This window comes from Priestia aryabhattai (assembly GCF_023715685.1).
Classification (GTDB): Bacteria; Bacillota; Bacilli; order Bacillales; family Bacillaceae_H; genus Priestia; species Priestia aryabhattai_B.
In genome coordinates this window covers 324,921-343,008 of sequence record NZ_JAMBOQ010000005.1, presented here as the reverse complement: position 1 = coordinate 343,008, position 18,088 = coordinate 324,921, and the positions used below count along the sequence as shown (strand labels likewise).

General features: G+C 37.7%; 22 protein-coding genes and 1 pseudogene. 9 read left to right on the top strand and 14 right to left on the bottom strand.

Annotation, left to right across the window (positions count from 1 at the left end):
- The first annotated feature begins 88 nt into the window (after positions 1–88).
- Entirely contained in the window at positions 89–1,261 is a 1,173-nt protein-coding gene (locus tag M3225_RS22745; protein ID WP_251397552.1) for a MalY/PatB family protein, read from the top strand.
- Positions 1,262–1,297: 36 nt separating this feature from the next.
- Here M3225_RS22745 and M3225_RS22740 read toward each other — a convergent pair whose 3' ends face one another.
- On the bottom strand, positions 1,298–1,822 hold the full coding sequence (locus tag M3225_RS22740; protein WP_013059604.1) for a superoxide dismutase family protein: 525 nt from the start codon (positions 1,820–1,822) through the stop codon (positions 1,298–1,300).
- A 103-nt stretch (positions 1,823–1,925) separates the two neighbouring features.
- A complete protein-coding gene (locus M3225_RS22735) occupies positions 1,926–2,123 on the bottom strand; it encodes a hypothetical protein (protein ID WP_251397549.1) in 198 nt (65 codons plus the stop codon).
- 85 nt (positions 2,124–2,208) lie between these two features.
- Here M3225_RS22735 and M3225_RS22730 point away from each other — a divergent pair, with 85 nt between their 5' ends.
- On the top strand, positions 2,209–2,589 hold the full coding sequence (locus M3225_RS22730; protein ID WP_251397546.1) for a kinase-associated lipoprotein B: 381 nt from the start codon (positions 2,209–2,211) through the stop codon (positions 2,587–2,589).
- 36 nt (positions 2,590–2,625) lie between these two features.
- Here the strand turns inward: M3225_RS22730 and kapD are convergent, their stop codons facing one another.
- Positions 2,626–3,240, bottom strand: coding sequence for a 3'-5' exonuclease KapD (gene kapD, locus M3225_RS22725; RefSeq protein WP_013085312.1), 615 nt, complete (start codon positions 3,238–3,240; stop codon positions 2,626–2,628).
- Positions 3,241–3,584: 344 nt separating this feature from the next.
- On the bottom strand, positions 3,585–3,968 hold the full coding sequence (locus M3225_RS22720; RefSeq protein WP_251397543.1) for a hotdog fold thioesterase: 384 nt from the start codon (positions 3,966–3,968) through the stop codon (positions 3,585–3,587).
- A 106-nt stretch (positions 3,969–4,074) separates the two neighbouring features.
- On the opposite strand from M3225_RS22720, the gene M3225_RS22715 reads away from it, so the two are divergent.
- From M3225_RS22715 to M3225_RS22705, 3 genes are all read left to right on the top strand, one after another.
- The gene (locus M3225_RS22715) at positions 4,075–4,443 is read left to right on the top strand and encodes a hypothetical protein (RefSeq protein WP_251397540.1); all 369 of its coding nucleotides are present in this window, start codon (positions 4,075–4,077) and stop codon (positions 4,441–4,443) included.
- A 175-nt stretch (positions 4,444–4,618) separates the two neighbouring features.
- Positions 4,619–5,155, top strand: coding sequence for an HD domain-containing protein (locus tag M3225_RS22710; RefSeq protein ID WP_251397862.1), 537 nt, complete (start codon positions 4,619–4,621; stop codon positions 5,153–5,155).
- A 113-nt stretch (positions 5,156–5,268) separates the two neighbouring features.
- Complete coding sequence (locus M3225_RS22705) at positions 5,269–5,460, top strand: hypothetical protein (protein WP_251397537.1); 192 nt, start codon at positions 5,269–5,271, stop codon at positions 5,458–5,460.
- A gap of 52 nt (positions 5,461–5,512) precedes the next feature.
- Here M3225_RS22705 and M3225_RS22700 read toward each other — a convergent pair.
- Positions 5,513–6,830: pseudogene (locus M3225_RS22700) on the bottom strand (Na+/H+ antiporter family protein).
- 271 nt (positions 6,831–7,101) lie between these two features.
- Positions 7,102–8,595, bottom strand: a complete 1,494-nt coding sequence (locus tag M3225_RS22695) for a leucyl aminopeptidase (RefSeq protein ID WP_251397534.1) — start codon at positions 8,593–8,595, stop codon at positions 7,102–7,104.
- Between the two features lie 245 nt (positions 8,596–8,840).
- Between M3225_RS22695 and M3225_RS22690 the strand changes: the two genes are divergently transcribed.
- Positions 8,841–9,317 carry a divergent PAP2 family protein gene (locus tag M3225_RS22690; RefSeq protein ID WP_251397531.1) on the top strand — a complete coding sequence of 159 codons (477 nt, stop codon included), beginning with the start codon at positions 8,841–8,843 and terminating at the stop codon, positions 9,315–9,317.
- A 42-nt stretch (positions 9,318–9,359) separates the two neighbouring features.
- On the opposite strand, the gene M3225_RS22685 is transcribed toward M3225_RS22690, so the two are convergent.
- The 3 genes from M3225_RS22685 to M3225_RS22675 form a co-directional block, all read right to left on the bottom strand.
- Positions 9,360–10,007 (bottom strand): 3D domain-containing protein, encoded by a 648-nt coding sequence (locus tag M3225_RS22685; RefSeq protein ID WP_251397527.1) that lies wholly within the window; start codon positions 10,005–10,007, stop codon positions 9,360–9,362.
- Positions 10,008–10,088: 81 nt separating this feature from the next.
- Positions 10,089–10,412, bottom strand: coding sequence for a YuiB family protein (locus M3225_RS22680; protein WP_251397524.1), 324 nt, complete (start codon positions 10,410–10,412; stop codon positions 10,089–10,091).
- A gap of 123 nt (positions 10,413–10,535) precedes the next feature.
- Positions 10,536–11,750 (bottom strand): NAD(P)/FAD-dependent oxidoreductase, encoded by a 1,215-nt coding sequence (locus M3225_RS22675; RefSeq protein ID WP_251397521.1) that lies wholly within the window; start codon positions 11,748–11,750, stop codon positions 10,536–10,538.
- A 493-nt stretch (positions 11,751–12,243) separates the two neighbouring features.
- Here M3225_RS22675 and M3225_RS22670 point away from each other — a divergent pair, with 493 nt between their 5' ends.
- On the top strand, positions 12,244–13,236 hold the full coding sequence (locus M3225_RS22670; protein WP_251397518.1) for an NAD(P)/FAD-dependent oxidoreductase: 993 nt from the start codon (positions 12,244–12,246) through the stop codon (positions 13,234–13,236).
- A 26-nt stretch (positions 13,237–13,262) separates the two neighbouring features.
- Here the strand turns inward: M3225_RS22670 and M3225_RS22665 are convergent, their stop codons facing one another.
- The 4 genes from M3225_RS22665 to M3225_RS22650 all read right to left on the bottom strand — a co-directional run bounded on the left by M3225_RS22665 (position 13,263) and on the right by M3225_RS22650 (position 15,766).
- Positions 13,263–13,781: a hypothetical protein gene (locus M3225_RS22665; protein ID WP_251397515.1), complete on the bottom strand. Its 519-nt coding sequence runs from the start codon at positions 13,779–13,781 to the stop codon at positions 13,263–13,265.
- A gap of 149 nt (positions 13,782–13,930) precedes the next feature.
- Positions 13,931–14,296 carry a HesB/IscA family protein gene (locus M3225_RS22660; RefSeq protein WP_013059620.1) on the bottom strand — a complete coding sequence of 122 codons (366 nt, stop codon included), beginning with the start codon at positions 14,294–14,296 and terminating at the stop codon, positions 13,931–13,933.
- 75 nt (positions 14,297–14,371) lie between these two features.
- Complete coding sequence (gene dapF, locus M3225_RS22655) at positions 14,372–15,226, bottom strand: diaminopimelate epimerase (RefSeq protein ID WP_251397512.1); 855 nt, start codon at positions 15,224–15,226, stop codon at positions 14,372–14,374.
- A gap of 300 nt (positions 15,227–15,526) precedes the next feature.
- Positions 15,527–15,766 (bottom strand): YuzB family protein, encoded by a 240-nt coding sequence (locus M3225_RS22650; RefSeq protein ID WP_013059622.1) that lies wholly within the window; start codon positions 15,764–15,766, stop codon positions 15,527–15,529.
- 381 nt (positions 15,767–16,147) lie between these two features.
- Here M3225_RS22650 and M3225_RS22645 point away from each other — a divergent pair, with 381 nt between their 5' ends.
- Positions 16,148–17,212, top strand: a complete 1,065-nt coding sequence (locus M3225_RS22645) for an NAD(P)/FAD-dependent oxidoreductase (RefSeq protein WP_251397509.1) — start codon at positions 16,148–16,150, stop codon at positions 17,210–17,212.
- Positions 17,213–17,254: 42 nt separating this feature from the next.
- On the opposite strand, the gene M3225_RS22640 is transcribed toward M3225_RS22645, so the two are convergent.
- Positions 17,255–17,581, bottom strand: a complete 327-nt coding sequence (locus M3225_RS22640) for a YuzD family protein (protein ID WP_251397506.1) — start codon at positions 17,579–17,581, stop codon at positions 17,255–17,257.
- A gap of 192 nt (positions 17,582–17,773) precedes the next feature.
- Here M3225_RS22640 and M3225_RS22635 point away from each other — a divergent pair, with 192 nt between their 5' ends.
- Positions 17,774–18,004 (top strand): NifU family protein, encoded by a 231-nt coding sequence (locus M3225_RS22635; protein WP_013059625.1) that lies wholly within the window; start codon positions 17,774–17,776, stop codon positions 18,002–18,004.
- Positions 18,005–18,088: the final 84 nt, after the last annotated feature.

Here is an 18,088-nt window from a genome sequence, read left to right as displayed (position 1 = left end):
ACTTTCTTTATTTCCTTCTCAAGTTAACTTCGTTGACAAACGCATTAAAAATAATCAAACTATTATATTAAAAAAGGGGGTACTTTTATTGTCTACTTATTCTTTTGATCAATTAATTAATCGTACAGGTACGCAGTCCGTAAAGTGGGACAAGACTGATATCGTTTTTGGGGCAAAAGATGTTCTGCCTTTTTGGGTAGCTGATATGGATTTCCAAGCGCCGCCCAATGTTCTTCAAACCATTAATGAGCGTGTCAAACACGGTATTTTCGGCTACACTTCCCCTACTGAATCTACGGCAAATGCTTTATCCTCTTGGGTAGAAAAAAAACATCAGTGGACCATTGATCATGAATGGATTACATACAGTCCAGGGGTTGTATTTGCCCTGAGTATGGCTATTCAAGCGTTTACGGAACCCGGAGATTCAATTTTAATTCAACCTCCAGTCTATACTCCATTTTTTAACATGATAAAGGTAAATGATCGAGAAATTGTTGAAAATCCGTTAAAACTTGCAGGCGATAAATACGAAATTGACTTTGCAGATTTAGAGAACAAATTTGCAGAAGGCGTAAAATTAATGATTCTTTGCAATCCTCATAATCCAGTAGGACGCGTGTGGACAAAAGAAGAACTGAAGAACATTGCTAATATTTGTCAAAAATACAATGTGTTAATTGTTTCAGATGAAATCCATTCTGATCTAATTTACCAGCCTTATAAACACGTTCCCATCAGCATGGTGAGTGAAGATGCAGCCAATCGAACCATTACGTGTATGGCCCCTAGCAAAACATTTAATATACCGGGACTTCAGGCTTCAGCTATTATTATTCCAAATGAGAAACTGCGCACACAGTATGTTCAGCAGCAGCAAAAACAAGGGTTCTCTAATTTAAACACATTCGGAATAATTGGATTAGAGGCAGCTTATAGAGAAGGTGAAGAGTGGCTAGAAGCACTGCTTGTGTATCTGAAGAAAAATGTAGATCTCGTGACGCTGTTTATAAGTGAGAACTTGCCTGAACTGCGAGTCATTCAGCCAGAAGGAACTTATTTACTATGGATTGACTGCAACAAGCTACATTTATCAGAAGAAGAATTACATGAACGCTTATTAGAAAAAGGTAAAATCGCTGTAGAAAAAGGCGAAAAATACAGTTCCACATATGGAAAAGGTTTTATCCGTTTGAACATTGGTTGTTCACATGAACAACTTCAAGAAGGATTAAATCGCTTAAAAGTAGCTTTAACGTAAAAAACAGCGTTCTTTCGTGAGAAAGAACGCTGTTTTTTAATGTTTTTTTGAAATAACTCCGCAGGCGATTCGCTTGCCAGAATTACCTGATGGCTCTGTCATTCCATCATCACCTTGTTCTGTAATAACAAGGGATGAACCATCCATACGCTTAACGAGAGATGTCTTTCCTTCTTTTAACGTGACTTGAGGAACCATATCTGTTCCTGTATACGTCTGATCGTCTTCTACCACAATATTTTTCATATCGCCTAAATGCGGTCCTTTTGGATTTAACAGTCCGTGTTTCTTTTTATCAGGATCAAGGTGATTTCCCGCACTTTTAAAGTTAGGAGCTTTGCAAATTCCCATTTCATGAATATGTACGCCATGTTCGCCAGGTGGAAGTCCGCTTAAGTTGTACGTAAACTCAATTCCATCGGCCTGCTCTTTCAACTTGACTGTACCGATGCTATCTCCATCTGCGTTATAGACTTTGACTTCTTTATTGGATATTTCTTTTTCCATACACCCCGTTAACAAGAAAAAAGGCACGGTTCCAATGAGTAGTAGTTTTTTCATGTTGCCCTCCAATCGCATATGCACTAGCGAAAGTTTTAGATGTCTTTCCATAGATTGTCCAGCAACATATCATTTTAAACGCTTACATTTTATTTGCATTTCATTACAGTGATTTCTTATTTTCTTGTTCTTTCAGCTTTGCTTCTAATTCCTTCGTTTTTTCTTCTTCTTTTTTAGAAACCTTAATGATTAAACGCCAAACTGCAACTGCTGCTAGTACAAAAATCGCCATTGTAGCAAAAGCAGGAATATACTCTGTTTTATCTTCCGGAAAATAAAGCAAAAACATTAAATACATCATGTACAACATCCTTTCATAGAAACGGTAGGGGGTTTTGATTTATACTGTTGATAACAAACACTTTACTTAAAGGAGATCTGGCAATATGACATTCAAAATTGGTCAAACCGTTACGGCACTTTATAAAACTGGGAAATACATCGGTGAAATTACACAAGTTCGAGATTTACATTATGTTGTGCGGATTCAAGCTGTGTTAAAGCATCCTGAACAAGGTGACTTACATAACCCTGGACAAGTGGACGTACCTTTTTTTCACGAGCGAAAAGCACTTGCATTTCGAGAGCAGGCCAATATTCCTCAAAAAATGGTTCATCTCTATGAAGACAGCGTTCCTGATTATAAGAATTCACTAAAAAAAGCACTTGAATTAAAGATAGCTGAACAACAAGCCAAAGATAGCCCTTTTGCTCAAGCAAGTATTGCCTGTTTAGAAGAGTTAAAAAAAGAATACGGTATTTATTAAGCAAAAAGCCAAATTCACATAGAAGTGATTTGGCTTTTATAATGCGAATTTATTTAATACTTTTGAAAAATCGATTCGATCTCCTATGGTCGTTGGCTCCGGTTTTTGAAGGTATCGCTTATCTTTTTCTACAAGCTTAAAGATGTTGAGTGTCGTCATCGCATCATCAAGCGCGCAGTGGTGCTTTCCAGTTCCTTCTTTACCATACTCTTGCACAGCTTTCCAAAGGCCAGTTTGATTTTGATCTCCAAAAAAGCGCTTATACTCCATTGAAAGATCAATTTCTTTACCTGTAAAAGGAAATGGCACCTTATTTTTTTGACAGCACTGCCTCAATACTTTCATATCCATGTTCCCCCATGTAATAATCGTGCTGTTTTTATACATGCCCAGTCGCTGTACAAGTTGCTCTAGCGTAATGCCTTCATTTACTTGATTTTGTTCGATATGGAGAAATGATTTACAGCGCTCAGTTAATTTTGTAAAGTGTGTAGGCTGTACGTAAGAGGAGAAACGATCAATGATTTCTTGATTTTTAACAAACACCAAACCAACTTCAATGATTTCCGGAAAAAAGCCTTTTGGAAAACCCTTATACTCTGGCATTGTAAATTCAAAATCAATGAATAAATACTGAGAGTTCTTATCCAATATTATCACCCCTTTGTAAAATAAACCGCCCTACTATATTAATGCTATTATAGCACGATTGAACAATCGGAAGGTCTATTTTCTGTTCTTATTTTTAATATTATGAATATTCTAGTTGCTGAATAAAAAGAATACTTTACTACTACTATATTCTAGAGCATGTCTCTATGCGCAGGGTAACTGTCACGAATAGACATAATTTCGCTTCTTTTTTTACCTATTTTTTCACTTTTTTATGTATTCGCTCTTCCAAATTCTCTTTAAACTCTAACACGAGTGTGTGAGGTGGCTCCTCCTGACTCCAAAAGCATACCTCACACCTTCTAGACTAAGCATTCTTATGTTTAGGCTTTAGGCAGAATGGCAAGCGTGCATCTGGATATGCAGATTAAATTCTCTTCTTCATCTTGAATTTTCACTTCCCAAACCGCTGTTTTTTTTCCTTTATGTAAAGGAACGCCTATAGCTGTGACTATTCCGTCTTTTTTCCCTTTGATATGATTGGCATTAATTTCTAAACCTACGCAGATTTCCTTTTCGATATCTACACTTTTAATAGCACCTAGACTAGCCACAGTTTCAGCTAACGCCACCGATGCTCCTCCGTGTAAAAGCCCGAATGGCTGACGCGTTCGCTCATCAACACGCATCGTCGCTTCCACTCTTTGTTCACTCGCACTAATAATCTCAATTCCTAATGCTTCTAACAGCGTATCTTTTGTTTCCATATACTTACCTCCCTTTGTATCTAGTATACAATAACGGTTTTGCTACAACATATACGAACCCTCTACATATACATAATAAAAATCCGTTTTTTAGGAGGATTCTTATATGAAATCATTTGCTCCCTTGTCTTACTATTGGCCATCGTATTACATGCCTCACCCTTATACATACAGGGTACCTAACTTACCTGAGGCGGACATAGCGACATTTCAGCAATCTCTTAAAGTTATTCCCTCTACCATGCAAAGCGCTACTATATTTATTCAAAGAGCTAATACTTCACCAACTTTAATAAAAAAAATAAAAGCTGCTGCTCAAGAATCCAAAATGAGTGAAGTAAAAAGACTCATTCTTTCAACTGGTGTTAAGACAAAAATCGATGTTTTTTATACCCCAGACTATATTAAAATTACGTTTATTCATCCCGATAACCAATTTGACTGCTGTCACGTTTCGTTAAATATTAGATGGTAAATACAAGAAAAAAAGTCTTATTTTCTTTAAAAAAAGATGTACATGTTGTTTTATTTTGAATATTATAATATATTCCTTTTTTGGATGTAAAAACAAATTACACGATAATTGTATTTAGGATATAAATATGATATTGTATTTGGAAATATATTTTTTCTTTAGGAGGGATGACATGATGAGACATGTTACGCTAGTAGAAATTTTCACGCATCCTATCGCTCAAAAATATTTAACTCGATCTGGCATTGCGCATGCTGTATCCGTCGCCTATCATGCGTTTCGTCTATCCGTACAGCATAATGTAAACCCCGATTTAGCTACAAAAGCAGCGCTGCTTCATGATATTGGCCACTACGAATGGTACACAAATGGTCAGTGGGATTATGAGAAGTATCGTCAAAATGATATTCACGCTATTAAAGGTGCTGAACGTGCACATAAATTACTCATTCGTTTAGGTGAGGAACCCCAGGCAGCAAAAGAAATTGCTTTAGCTATTTTACTACACACAGACTCGTATTTGCCTGAAGGAACCATTCACCAACACCCTCTTCAAAAAGTAGTCAAATTAGCTGATGAAGCAGATGAAGAGCCAGGCGGCAAACACCATTACCGTGAAATGGAATATAATTTGGCTGTAAAGAAAATTAAGGAGCTTGATAAGAAAGTGCTTGAACTTCTACATTCCAACCAATTTAAACAGTTAGGCTGACAGGATTAACTCCTTTCATAAGAGTTAATCCTTTTTTATTATTCCCCCTCATAATTCCCTGCAAATTACTCATACTACTTATTGATTCTCATTTTTGGTTAGGAGGAAGAAGAATGTCTAAAAACGCTAGAGGTTACGTACAGGATTCTTGTACATCATTAAATCAGGCAAAGGCAAGCCTTGCACAAGCTCTTCAAACAGTAGAGAAAGATTCAAATCGTGAACGCATTGAACAATCTCTTCACGCTGTAGAGCAAGCATTAGGAGCTTGTGACAGCACTGCTTCTACTCTTTCTCAAGCATGAAAAAAAGCAGCCGGTTTTGATCGGCTGCTTTTTTTAATTATCGGCTCTCTATTTACAAGATAACCGAGGCAATCCATCCAAAAATAATGAGTGGAATGTTATAGTGAAGAAAAGTTGGTACACACGTATCCCAAATATGATCATGTTGACGATCGACTGCTAACCCAGATGTTGGTCCAAGCGTACTGTCTGAAGCTGGTGAACCAGCGTCTCCAAGCGCTCCAGCTGTACCAACAATACAAATCGTTGCCATTGGACTCATACCAAGCTCTAAGCAAAGAGGAACAAAAATCGTCGCGATAATTGGAATGGTAGAGAAAGAAGAACCAATGCCCATTGTGACTAAAAGCCCGATGACAAGCATAAGAAATGCACCGAGCATTTGGTTTCCATCAATAAGAGCAACAGAGTCTTTTACACGCTTCTACATCTCCAGTTTCTTGAAGAACTTTTGCAAAACCAGAGGCTGACAGCATAACAAATCCGATGAAAGCCATCATTCTCATTCCGTTCGTTAATACTGGATCTGCTTCGCTCCACTTCAAAGCCCCGCTGAAATAAACGACAACAATCCCTGCAAGCGCTCCGAAAATCATAGAATCTACTAAGAGCTGCACAGTTAAAGCCGCTACAATCGCAAGTAAAGCTACTATAATTCCTCTTTTTGTGTAACCTGTACGCTCCTCTGTGCCTTGATCAATATCAATGTCTTCATAACTGCGCGGTTTGCGATACGAAATAAAAATAGCAAACAATAAGCCCACTACCATTCCTAAAGCTGGAAGAGCCATCGCCGTGGTAATATCTCCTTTATCAATTGTTAATCCACTTTCTTTGATGTTAGTAAATAAAATGTCGTGATAAATCTTACCGAATCCTGCCGGCAAATACATATAAGATGTAACCAATCCAAATGTAATAACTGTTGCGACTAATCGGCGATCTATTTTCAACTGATTAAATACTTTTAATAGAGGTGGAATTAAAAGCGGAATAAATGCAATGTGAACCGGAATAACGTTTTGAGAAAAACACGAAATAATAAGGATGATCAATAAAATTAGTACTTTTGAGAGTGACTTCTTTTTCGTTTCTCCTTCTTTTCCTACTATTTTTAACGCTAGCTGAACAACGGCATCAGGCAGCCCTGTCCGCGAAACGGCCATTGCAAATCCTCCAAACAAAGCATAGCTTAATGCAACAGAGGCACTGTTTCCAAGACCATCTGTGTATATACTTACTGTATCTGTGAGGCTGATACCGCCAACAAATCCCCCAATTAGCGCTCCGACTGCTAAAGAAAAGACAACGTTGATACGCAATAAGCTCAAAATCAGCATCACGAGCACAGCTATTAATACTGCATTCATTTTGAAACCTCCATTCCCTTTTTAACTTTATCGCACTAAAACATTAAAGAGATAAACAACATGTTCATTATATTAGGTATAAAAAAAAGTCAATCACCTTACTAAATAAACGTTTGTTTAAATTCTCTCCAGCCTTAACAATATAAGGATTTTTCTAAATAATCTTTTCTCACTAAAAAGAAAAAACATTATGCAAACATATTAAAAAAGAAGCATCCACGATGCTTCTTTTTATTTTACGTTCCTTTATATCACTGCTATATTCTTTTCATTACTTGGCTTCAAATGAACAAACCATTGCAGCTAGTGTTCGCACCATCACGCCTGTTGCACCTGAAGGTCCTAATTCATGAGAAGCAGCGGACGTTGCAGTTCCAGCAATATCTAAATGAACCCATGGTGTTTGCTCTGCAAACTCACCAATAAAGGTTCCTGCCATAATTGCGTGCCCCTCCCGTCCAGGAGAGTTGTTTAAATCTGCTACCTTACTTCCCCGAACACGCTTTTTGTCTCGTTCTGTAATAGGCAGCTCCCAAATCGGTTCGCCTGTCTCAATGCTCGCTTTCGCTATGTGCTGTAAAAAAGCAGAATCATTCGTCATTGCCCCAGTTGTATGTGTACCAAGAGCTACAATTACACCACCCGTTAATGTCGCCACGTCTACTAAATAATTTGCTCCATGATGTTTGGCATATGAAATACCATCAGCTAACGCTAAACGCCCTTCAGCATCTGTGTTCAGCACTTCTATTGTCTTTCCATTCATTGCTGTAATAACATCATCTGGCTTAAAAGCACGTGCACTAATAACGTTGTCAGTTGATGGAATGACGGCTACTACGTTTTGATGAGGTTTTAATTCCCCAATCGCTTCCATTGCGCCAAGCACAGATGCAGCTCCACCCATATCTGTTTTCATGCCTACAATCCCGTCTTTAGATTTAATAGAGTAACCACCTGTGTCAAAGGTAATCCCTTTTCCTACCAACCCAATAACGTCTTCCCATTTTTCTTTTCCTTGATATTTCAGCACAATCATTTTAGGAGGCTCTGCGGAACCTTGATTGACTGCTAACAGTGCGCCCATTCCTAATGTTTCCATCTCTTCTTTTTCTAAAATTTCATATTCAAAATCGTATGTATGTGCCATTTCTACTGCATAATTAGCTAAATCTGTAGCTGTTAGCATATTGCTTGGTAAGTTAACGAGGGTGCGCGCTGAATTTGTTGCTCTTCCGTACGTATATCCAACCAACGCAGATTGTACAACGTCTTTATGTAAAGAAAACAGTTCAATTTTCTCAAGCTGCTTGTCAGGTTCATTTGATTTCTTTTTGTAGTTTTCAAACTCATACATAGCAAGCTGTTGAGCTTCCCCTAGTAAAGCTGCGGTTTCTTGCTCTGACCACTCTCCCGTATCAAATGTAGGAAGGGCGACCGATGCGTTTGAAATCTTCGCTTCTTTTAACTTTTTAAATAAAAGTCCAAAGCTCTCTTTGAGCCCATTTTTAGTTAACGCTTGTTTTCGTCCGAGTCCTACAAAATAAAGACGTTTTGCTCCTAATTTTCCTAGTGTATGGATTGTTGATATACGTTTTTCTTGTACACGAATATCTCCTTCCTTAATCAAATGAATGAGCTGTCCACCCAAAGCATCATCAATTTCTTTTAGAAGGCCGTCAAACTGTTGGTTTTGATTAAATAAACCGATTACGAGCGCTTCTGTTTGGCGATCAACACCATATGTTTCTACGTGCGAAAACATAAAATTCCTCCCTTTTACGTATAGATATTTTATTTTTATTTATCATCTGCTTTGTTTAATCTATTCAGCAAGTGGAATATATATCATATTCACCACTGTTTTCATCTATATACATATGATAGCAGAAATACAATTTTTAATCACAGTTCAAAAACCTTAGTTTCACACATATACTTTCATCTACCACTTTTTTTCATCATACGGGTTTAGCTTTCAGACATTTTAAGTTGAGGGAGGACGTCTCAATGGAGTTATTCTCAAATTTTCCACTTTGGAGTTCATTAATCGCTATTTTCTTTGCTCAATTTATTAAGATTCCCCTTTCTTTTGTAGCTACTAAAAAAATAGACGGAAGCTTATTTTTTAGTACAGGAGGCATGCCAAGCTCTCACTCGGCAGCCGTAACTTCCTTAGCAACTGCCATTGGGCTAGCAGAAGGTCTTAAATCCCCTATTTTTGCTCTCTCCACTATTTTTGCCATCATTGTCATGTTCGATGCTAAAGGAGTAAGAAGACACGCAGGAGAGCAAGCAACGGTCTTAAACCGTTTAGTTGAAGACTTTCAGCGCGCAGTAAAAGAAGCAAAGCTGTGGACGACCAATGAAGAGGAAGAAAAACAAGTGAAACTAAAAGAGCTGCTTGGGCATAAGCCCATTGAAGTATTCTTTGGAGCCTTAACAGGAATAGCGGTTGCTTTTGTGATGTATTATGTATGGCCATAAAACATAAGAAAACACATGAAGAATTCTTCATGTGTTTCTCGTTTATTTCACCTGCTGACGAAAAACTTGCATCGATTTCTTTTCATTCAGCATTGTTAACTCTTCTTCAGTTAAACGGCCGTCTCCTGATTTCACTACATAGACGTTTAATTCTTTCTTACCCCATATGTTATACACATCGGAAACAGTTTCAAAATATAAATCAAGATGATTGCCTTTAATAGCCCCACCTTTATCTGCTACCACTCCGTAGCCATAGCCCGGAATAAACAAGATCGTGCCGATTGGAAATATGGTTAAATCAGCAGCGATGGTTGAATACAAGTCACGTTTTACTTTAACGCCTGAATATGTAATACCATACCCTGGATGACTGGGATTTTTCCCAGTTGACTCGTAGCCAGCTGTGTAGCCCGTAGCCAATACATTCTTAGATGGATAACGCGACCAATCAAATGCTTCTTCAATCGTCAGACGCTCTTTGTCATTGCTAGCTGCTTCAGCTCTTAGTGGTTTTAGAAATGATGGCAAGAGCCTTTCATTCATTAGAGGATGCCCTGTACGGTTTATAAAAGGCATATATTTGATGACTGTGGTTATTGGGACGCCAGTAATTGCTTCATATGTGGTAAACAGCGCTCCGACCAGTAATAGGCACATAATGAATCGCTTTGCTATTTTTCCAATCATTGTGATTTCCACAACTCCTCTCACGAATCTATTTGTTTCCAACATAAAAACAAATTATTCGTTTGCGAGAAGAATTTACATTTAAAACATTTGGTACCCTCTTGTTCGTAAAGATTTAATGGTAATGCCGGAAGCTAGTGCACCTACAAACCCTGCCATTAAAATCGCGATGTCAGCTGTAGCTAAAGATAGCACTTTTTCCCCTAGCTGCTGAAAGGATTGAGCGGGATGTTGAATGTAATCAACTGCCCGTACATCATCAATAATAAAAATAAAAATCACGGGATAAATAATGGCCATAATCCAAGACATGCGAAGCAGCATATTTAATAAGAAACCGATTCCAAAAAACAAAACAAAAAACAGCAAGATGGAGATAATTAGTACAGGCACACTCATTTCCATTGCTTTTCGCCTCCGTTACTCTTTATACTTTCAGTTTACTTAAGAGTAATGAAGGCGTCAATCACAGAAAAGTAAGTTAATACCAAAAAAAGCAAAAGGTTTAAAGACCTTTTGCTTTTTGTTTTAAAAGAAATTAAATTTTCCCTTTTTCAATACAAGACCTGCTCCGCCTTGAAGGAAAAGCGAGCGATTATCAACAACTTTTTTCATAAAAGATGCGCTTGAACCAAATAGTTTTCGACCGTATACAACGCCAATTGCGTCATCATGCCCTAACGAACATACCGTTCCTTTAATATCTGGTTTGAACTCACTTAATTCTTTTTGACCTTTCATCAAAAGGCTAATATTTTCAGCGCATGTACCGCCTTGCTGCATAGCAATTTGAGCTGTAGGTGGGTAAGGACGTTCTGTTTCCGGGTTAATCATTAGTGAACAATCTCCAATAACAAACACATCTTCATGTCCTGGTGCCAGCAAGCTGTTGCTTACTTTTACACGTCCGCGCATGTTTTCAAACCCAGCTTTTTCAATCAAATGACTGCCTCGAACACCTGCAGCCCATACAACTGTTGCTGATTTAATTTCTTCTACTTGGTCATCTTTTGATACAATAATTCCTTCTTCTGTACACTCTTTAATCGCTGTTCCGATCTTGAACTCGATTCCTTTTCGCTCTAGTTGTGTTACCGCATATTCTACAAGTTCTGGATCAAAACCAGGTAAAGCCGTAGGCGCTGCTTCTACACAAATAACGCGTACTTTTTCACGCGGAATATCAAATTCTTTGCAAAGCTGAGGGACTCGATTTGCTAATTCTCCCACAAATTCAATGCCGGTAAAGCCAGCACCTCCAACAATAATTGTCAGAAGTTCGTCTCTTTTTTCCACTTCATTGTTGTATGTCGCAAACACATAATCAATATGCTCACGAATTTGACGTGCTGCATTAATGCTCGTAATGGTAAATGCATGTTCTTTTAAACCTTTAATTCCGAAAGTTTCTGCTTCATATCCTAAGGCAACTACTAAATAATCGTACGTTAGCTCACTGTTTTCAAGAAGAACACGCTTTTCATCTAACTTAATATCTACGACCGTGTCTTTAATAAATGTAACCTTATTTGTGTTAATTAAATTTTTAACAGGAACACGAGAGCGATCTTGATGAATTGTACCTGCTGATACTTCATGAAGCCATGTCGTTTCGTAATGGTAATCGTTTTTATTTACTAAAACAATTTCCGCATCGCTAGCACCCAGTTTCTTTTGTAAGTTAACAATTGTCATAATGCCGCCATACCCGGCACCCAAAATGACGATTTTAGGCTTTTTCATAGGAATGTCATCCACCTTTTTTAGTTATAGTCACAAGTATGTCTTACAAATATAATGATAAGAGCAATTTTATTTGGTTTGCTTTTTTATGTTAGTTTGAGCAAGAACGATCATCGTTATCCATTTATTATTCATATAAGAAAAATAATGTGAATCACTTCACGTTCTTTTTTAAAAAAATACATTTTTTCTTTTTCAAAAAAATGTAAGCATAAGTCCTAGCTTGATTTACACAAACATCTTATGCTTTTTTAATCGGTTTTTCAACCCTTCACTTTGTATTTACAAGCTTTTAAATTTTCAATTACTTTCCTGTATGCCCAGTTTTATATTTGACCAAAACGTGTGGTTATGTTAATGATTGCAAATACTGATCTTTAAGTTGAGAAAGTTTCTCAAACATTCCAGCGTGTTTTAATGATATTTTATAATTTACTATGCTATCATAAAGTAGAATATGCATTGGCACAGAACAATCTAGAGGTGATTATAAATGAAAGAAGATAAACAAGTATATGATATTACCATCATCGGAGGCGGCCCTACAGGCTTATTTACAGCATTTTATGGCGGTATGCGTCAAGCAAGCGTAAAAATTATCGAAAGCTTACCACAGCTTGGTGGACAGCTTTCTGCTTTATATCCTGAAAAATATATTTATGATGTAGCTGGTTTTCCAAAAGTACGCGCTCAAGAATTAGTCAATAACCTAAAAGAGCAAATGGATCAATTTAAACCTGCAGTTGCGCTAGAGCAAGCAGTAGAAAAGGTAGAAAAACAAGCGGACGGCGTATTTCGATTAACCACTAATTCTGAAGTCCACTATTCAAAAACAATTATTATTACAGCTGGAAACGGTGCATTCAAGCCCCGTAAAATTGAACTAGAAAATGCAGAACAGTTCGAGCAAGCGAACCTTCATTATTTTGTGGATGATATGAATAAATTCAAAGGCCGCAAAGTATTAGTATGCGGAGGCGGGGACTCTGCTGTAGACTGGTCTCTTATGTTAGAGCCTATTGCAGAAAAAGTAACGTTAACGCACCGCCGAGACAAATTCCGAGCTCATGAACATAGCGTAGAAAACTTACTTAATTCTTCAGTTGACATTAAAACACCATATGTACCGGTTGAATTTATTGGAGATGACCGCATCACACAAGTTGTTTTAGAAAATACAAAAGGTGAAGAAAAAACAGTCGTAGACGTAGATGATGTTATTGTAAACTTTGGATTTGTTTCTTCTCTAGGTCCGATTAAAGAATGGGACTTAGATTTAGAGAAAAATGCAATTGTTGTTAACTCAAAACAAGAAACAAATATTCCTGGCATTTATGCAGCAGGTGATGTCTGCACATATGATGGAAAAGTAAAACTCATCGTGGCAGGATTTGGCGAAGGTCCGACTGCCGTTAATAACGCTAAAGCATATATTGATCCAAAGGCTCGCTTACAGCCTATGCACAGTACGTCAATGTTCTCATAAAAAAAGCAGGCTCTCGCCTGCTTTTTTTATTGCTCGATTGGTGTAACCATTCGGTGAATGATTTCACTCATCATTTCTGCATCACTGCTTATTAAACAGATTTCATAAAATGAATGGTTCCCTTTTTGACTAGTTACGCTCATTCTGTAGGCCTTCAAGCCTTCGAGCTTGCTTAAATATTTTACTACCTCTGATTGACCGAAAATACGTTCAATAAGTAGAATATGCTCCCCTTCAACTGCTCCGTAGCTTGCGGCCAAAGATGCGCTAGCATTCTCATAATAGCGAATGTAAGGTTCAGAATGGTTAAGGGGCGTAGAGGACGAGTTTTGATGACAGACTTCACCTGAGGAGAAAGGCAAATGTTGAACAAATAAATGTGATTCACTGAAGTGAATACTTTTTGCATCCTTAAACTCCATTTTCCTATTTTCAAGTTTTAACCAATTTATAAAACCCTTCCATAGAATAGGCAAGGTGTTTTTTTTACGAAAACTTCCGTACCCTCCTACTTGTTCCACGTCGTAACGAGTCGCATCTACCAAATCCGTTCATCTCCTCTTTTTTATTGAGTATAAAAAAGACTGATTATTCAGTCAACGACTTTGGTAGATGATGTTACATGCAAAAATTTCTCACTAAAAAAGCTTTCTTCACCAGATGAGGTGAAAAAAGCTTTTCTTTAAAAATATACTTAGCACTCTTCGGGAGCACCTGCGTTGCTCGCTGTACGGAAAGAAGAGCCACAGCCGCATGCTGCAATGGCGTTCGGATTATCAATTGTAAACCCTCCGCCTAGCATAGATTGCTTGTAATCAATTTTTACATCTTTTAAAATTGGAGCACTTTCGCTATCTACAAGAATCTTAATGCCATGTTGTTCAAACAGCGTATCGTTTTCATTTACTTCGTGAGCAAAACCCATGCCGTAAGAAAGACCTGAACAGCCTCCTCCATTTACATTAACACGTAAATAAGCATTTTCTTCTTCATGTTCTTTCATCATATCTTTTATTTGAAAGCTTGCAGCTTCTGTAATTGTTAGGATATCTTGACTCATTTTTAAACAGACCTCCTTTTTTGTTTAGTATACGACGAAATGTCTGTGACGACAAATCGTCTGCTTCTTCATTTTTTAATAATAATATGTGCCGTCACAAATCACATTGGCTGGACCTGTCATTAGCACATTGCCTTTATTTTGCCAAACAATCGTTAAATCTCCTCCAGCGAGGTGTACGACAGTAGGAACATCTTTTTTCGTCTTCTCATTTAACACAGAAGAAACAACGGCAGCGCATGCTCCTGTCCCACATGCTTGAGTGATACCCGAACCTCTTTCCCATACACGAAAGTTCAGCTCGCTTTCGTTCACTACCTCGACAAATTCAACGTTCACTCCTTCTGGGAAACGCGAATCTTTTTCAACCACAGGACCTAATGTAGTAAGGGGCGCTTGTTCAATATCATTTACGTAAAAGACGACGTGAGGATTTCCCATTGATACAGCCGTCCCTTTTAACCGTTCTTTTCCAAACTCCATCTCTTCATCAACAACTTGGTGTTGGCTTGCTCCCGTCATTGGAATTTGTTCTCTAGCTAAAATAGGCTCTCCCATATCGATTGTTACTTCTGGAACTTCATTACCTTGTGGATGCACCGTTGCTTCTACAATTCCAGAAAGCGTTTCGATAAAAAATCTTTCGCTTGTTACTAAATTATGTTCATATGAATATTTAGCTACACATCTTAAACCGTTTCCGCAGTTTTTTGCTTCAGAGCCGTCATTATTAAATACGCGCATTTTCACATCTGCACGTTCAGATGGACAAATAAGAATCATTCCATCCGATCCGATTCCCGTATAAACATTTGAGACTTTTACAGCAAGCGGCGCTAACTCTTGCTCTTCTATATGTTCTTCAAACATATTTACGTAGATATAGTTGTTGCCAAGCGCATGCATTTTTGTAAACTGAAAATTTTTCATTTTATCACCCATTATTTTTTTATGTAGCTCTAGTATAAAGTGATTCTCTTTTGTACACAATAATATCATCCCCCGTTTTTTAGCTCCTTAATCATAAAGATTAAGGGGTTTTTTATTTTGTCCTCCTTTGGAGTATTAAAAAACAAAATAAGCATTATGATTGCAAAGAGGATGGTTAAAGCGCAGATATTTGCTCAAAAATGCATAAAAAGCACGGTAAAACTAGCCGTGCTTACATCATCTATTCTATTAGCCTCTTGTCCATCTCCTGATAAAAAGGGATACGACAGCGGGGATAGTTTAAAACATTGGGTTTTCTTCTAAATGAATGTAGATATTATCTACTAGCTGCTCAGGTGTTTCCGCCGTAACAATCTCTCCGTTTACTAAGGCAAATAAAGATTGTGAACATTTTCCGCAATAACCTAAACATCCGTATTCAATAATATCTAGATTTGGATCTTTTTCAAGCTTTTCTAAAGCTGTTTGAGAACCGCTGGCTAAATTGCTAACGCAAAATTCAATAATTGGCTGTATCACGTTTTTCACCTCTCTACTATTAGTTTATCCTATCTCCTTTCATTTTCAACGTCAACTTTAGAAATTCACGTTCATTTTGCACACGCTTTTTAGCACTAAAGACTTTTTTCAAAAAATGCACAAGTAAAGCTTTATTACGGGGGTGGCTTGAAATTATGTTGAAACATATTGTGGTTTTTTATTAATTTAGTTATACTTTTATGTATAGAAAACCAAACGAGGTTATATTAAATTATTATTTAAGTAAAATATGTTATCTTATATAGCCTTTCATAACTTTTTGGCAACCATCCTTATTAACGGTAATTTGTACCCTCTATTCTTAAAAGCAAGAATAATAGAGAGAAAACAAAAATGCATGAAGCTAAAGGGGAAATTCACATGAAGAACCTTGTCATACTGGGCGGCGGATACGGTGGTATGCGCGTTTTGCAGCGCCTTTTTCCGAATCACTTGCCTAACGATGTAGAAGTAACGCTTATTGATAAAGCACCTTATCACTCACTAAAAACTGAATTCTATGCACTTGCAGCTGGAACAATCTCTGATCAGCATGTCCGTGTTGCTTTTCCTGAACACCCTCGCTTAAAAATTCGCTACGGCTGTGTAAAACGCATAGACCTGAAAGAGAAATGTGTCTATGTCGATAATCAAATGATTGCTTACGATGACCTGATTGTAGGACTCGGATGCGAAGATAAATATCATGGGGTTCCCGGTGCTCTTGAGCATACATACAGCATTCAATCCATTGATGCTTCACGAGCAACTTATCAGACATTAAACAACTTGCCAGCCCACGCGACTGTTTCAATTGTAGGAGCTGGATTAAGCGGAGTAGAACTAGCAAGTGAGCTCAGAGAAAGCCGACCTGATTTAAGAATTATCTTATTTGACCGCGGTAAATTAATTCTATCTGCTTTCCCAGAACGTTTAAGCAATTACGTTCAAACTTGGTTTACTTCAAACGGTGTCGAAATTGTAAATAGTGCTAATATTACAAAAGTAGAACCTAACATTCTTTATAATCATGATGAGCCCATTCAAAGCGATGCAATTGTGTGGACAGCAGGCATTCAGCCAAATAAAGTGGTACGCGATTTAGACGTAGAAAAGGATCCTCAAGGACGAGTCGTATTAACAAAATACCATAACTTGCCTGACGATGAAAATGTCTACATTTTAGGTGACTGCGCAAGCTTACCGCATGCACCAAGTGCTCAGCTTGCAGAAGGTCAGGCTGAACAAATTGTCCAAGTACTTCTTCACCGCTGGAAAGGCGAAGCGCTTCCTGATGAATTGCCAACCATTAAATTAAAAGGCATACTTGGTTCATTAGGCAAAAAGCATGGGTTTGGCTTAGTTGCCGAACGTCCGATTACAGGGCGCGTAGCTCGATTATTAAAATCAGGTATTCTTTGGATGTATAAACACCACAGTGGATAAAAAAAAGCCGTTAGATGACTGACAATCTAACGGCTTTTTTCGTTATGATGCGCGGAAACCATACTTCTCCATTTCCTCAAATACGCGCTTTAATTTCGGATTTCCTTCACCAACAATTTCTCCATTAATGGCCACTACAGGATAGAATAAATTTTCCTCAATCACACGCTTGGCAAAGGCTTCTTTCTTCGGATCCGCAGGCGGCTCATTTATATCTACATATGTGATAACAAACGGTTGATTCGGATATTTACGAGAAATAGCTGCCTCTAGCCAATCATAGGTGTCTTTTGAAGACGGTAGGTTAACACAGCTTGCACAAACAATTTCAGCTCCATAAATGCACACTTCTACCTCAGTTGATTGCATAACACATCCCCCTTGAATCTTTACATACAAACTGTACGATTATTAACACTTTTACTTCATTTGAATACTATTTTACACAAAACTGATTCATTGCACATCTTTTTCTTTTAAGGTAACATTACCATGTATACTCCGATAGATTTTTCATGAAAGACCGTTTATAATAAGAGTAGAAGAAAGGAGTCGATAGTTATGTCGGAAATGCACGAGCAAGTTCAAGAAGTATTAGAAAAACTTCGTCCGTTTTTACTTCGCGACGGTGGAGACTGTGAGCTAGTAGACGTAGAGGATGGTATTGTAAAGTTACGTCTTTTAGGCGCTTGCGGAAGCTGCCCAAGTTCAACAATTACGCTAAAAGCTGGTATCGAACGTGCCCTTTTAGAAGAAGTACCTGGTGTAGTTGAAGTAGAACAAGTATTCTAATCTCTTTGATTTTATTATAAAAGCAATTTCCCATTTCATTGGGGCTTGCTAATAAAAAATCCTCATTCAAATGAATGAGGATTT

What these genes read in the sequence shown, in the direction of transcription:
- M3225_RS22740 (WP_013059604.1), bottom strand. Translation starts at nt 1,822, where the DNA reads ATGAAAAAACTACTACTCATTGGAACCGTGCCTTTTTTCTTGTTAACG.
- M3225_RS22735 (WP_251397549.1), bottom strand. Translation starts at nt 2,123, where the DNA reads ATGATGTATTTAATGTTTTTGCTTTATTTTCCGGAAGATAAAACAGAG.
- M3225_RS22730 (WP_251397546.1), top strand. Translation starts at nt 2,209, where the DNA reads ATGACATTCAAAATTGGTCAAACCGTTACGGCACTTTATAAAACTGGG.
- M3225_RS22720 (WP_251397543.1), bottom strand. Translation starts at nt 3,968, where the DNA reads ATGGAAACAAAAGATACGCTGTTAGAAGCATTAGGAATTGAGATTATT.
- M3225_RS22715 (WP_251397540.1), top strand. Translation starts at nt 4,075, where the DNA reads ATGAAATCATTTGCTCCCTTGTCTTACTATTGGCCATCGTATTACATG.
- M3225_RS22710 (WP_251397862.1), top strand. Translation starts at nt 4,619, where the DNA reads ATGAGACATGTTACGCTAGTAGAAATTTTCACGCATCCTATCGCTCAA.
- M3225_RS22705 (WP_251397537.1), top strand. Translation starts at nt 5,269, where the DNA reads ATGTCTAAAAACGCTAGAGGTTACGTACAGGATTCTTGTACATCATTA.
- M3225_RS22695 (WP_251397534.1), bottom strand. Translation starts at nt 8,595, where the DNA reads ATGTTTTCGCACGTAGAAACATATGGTGTTGATCGCCAAACAGAAGCG.
- M3225_RS22690 (WP_251397531.1), top strand. Translation starts at nt 8,841, where the DNA reads ATGGAGTTATTCTCAAATTTTCCACTTTGGAGTTCATTAATCGCTATT.
- M3225_RS22685 (WP_251397527.1), bottom strand. Translation starts at nt 10,007, where the DNA reads ATGATTGGAAAAATAGCAAAGCGATTCATTATGTGCCTATTACTGGTC.
- M3225_RS22680 (WP_251397524.1), bottom strand. Translation starts at nt 10,412, where the DNA reads ATGGAAATGAGTGTGCCTGTACTAATTATCTCCATCTTGCTGTTTTTT.
- M3225_RS22675 (WP_251397521.1), bottom strand. Translation starts at nt 11,750, where the DNA reads ATGAAAAAGCCTAAAATCGTCATTTTGGGTGCCGGGTATGGCGGCATT.
- M3225_RS22670 (WP_251397518.1), top strand. Translation starts at nt 12,244, where the DNA reads ATGAAAGAAGATAAACAAGTATATGATATTACCATCATCGGAGGCGGC.
- M3225_RS22660 (WP_013059620.1), bottom strand. Translation starts at nt 14,296, where the DNA reads ATGAGTCAAGATATCCTAACAATTACAGAAGCTGCAAGCTTTCAAATA.
- dapF (WP_251397512.1), bottom strand. Translation starts at nt 15,226, where the DNA reads ATGAAAAATTTTCAGTTTACAAAAATGCATGCGCTTGGCAACAACTAT.
- M3225_RS22645 (WP_251397509.1), top strand. Translation starts at nt 16,148, where the DNA reads ATGAAGAACCTTGTCATACTGGGCGGCGGATACGGTGGTATGCGCGTT.
- M3225_RS22640 (WP_251397506.1), bottom strand. Translation starts at nt 17,581, where the DNA reads ATGCAATCAACTGAGGTAGAAGTGTGCATTTATGGAGCTGAAATTGTT.
- M3225_RS22635 (WP_013059625.1), top strand. Translation starts at nt 17,774, where the DNA reads ATGTCGGAAATGCACGAGCAAGTTCAAGAAGTATTAGAAAAACTTCGT.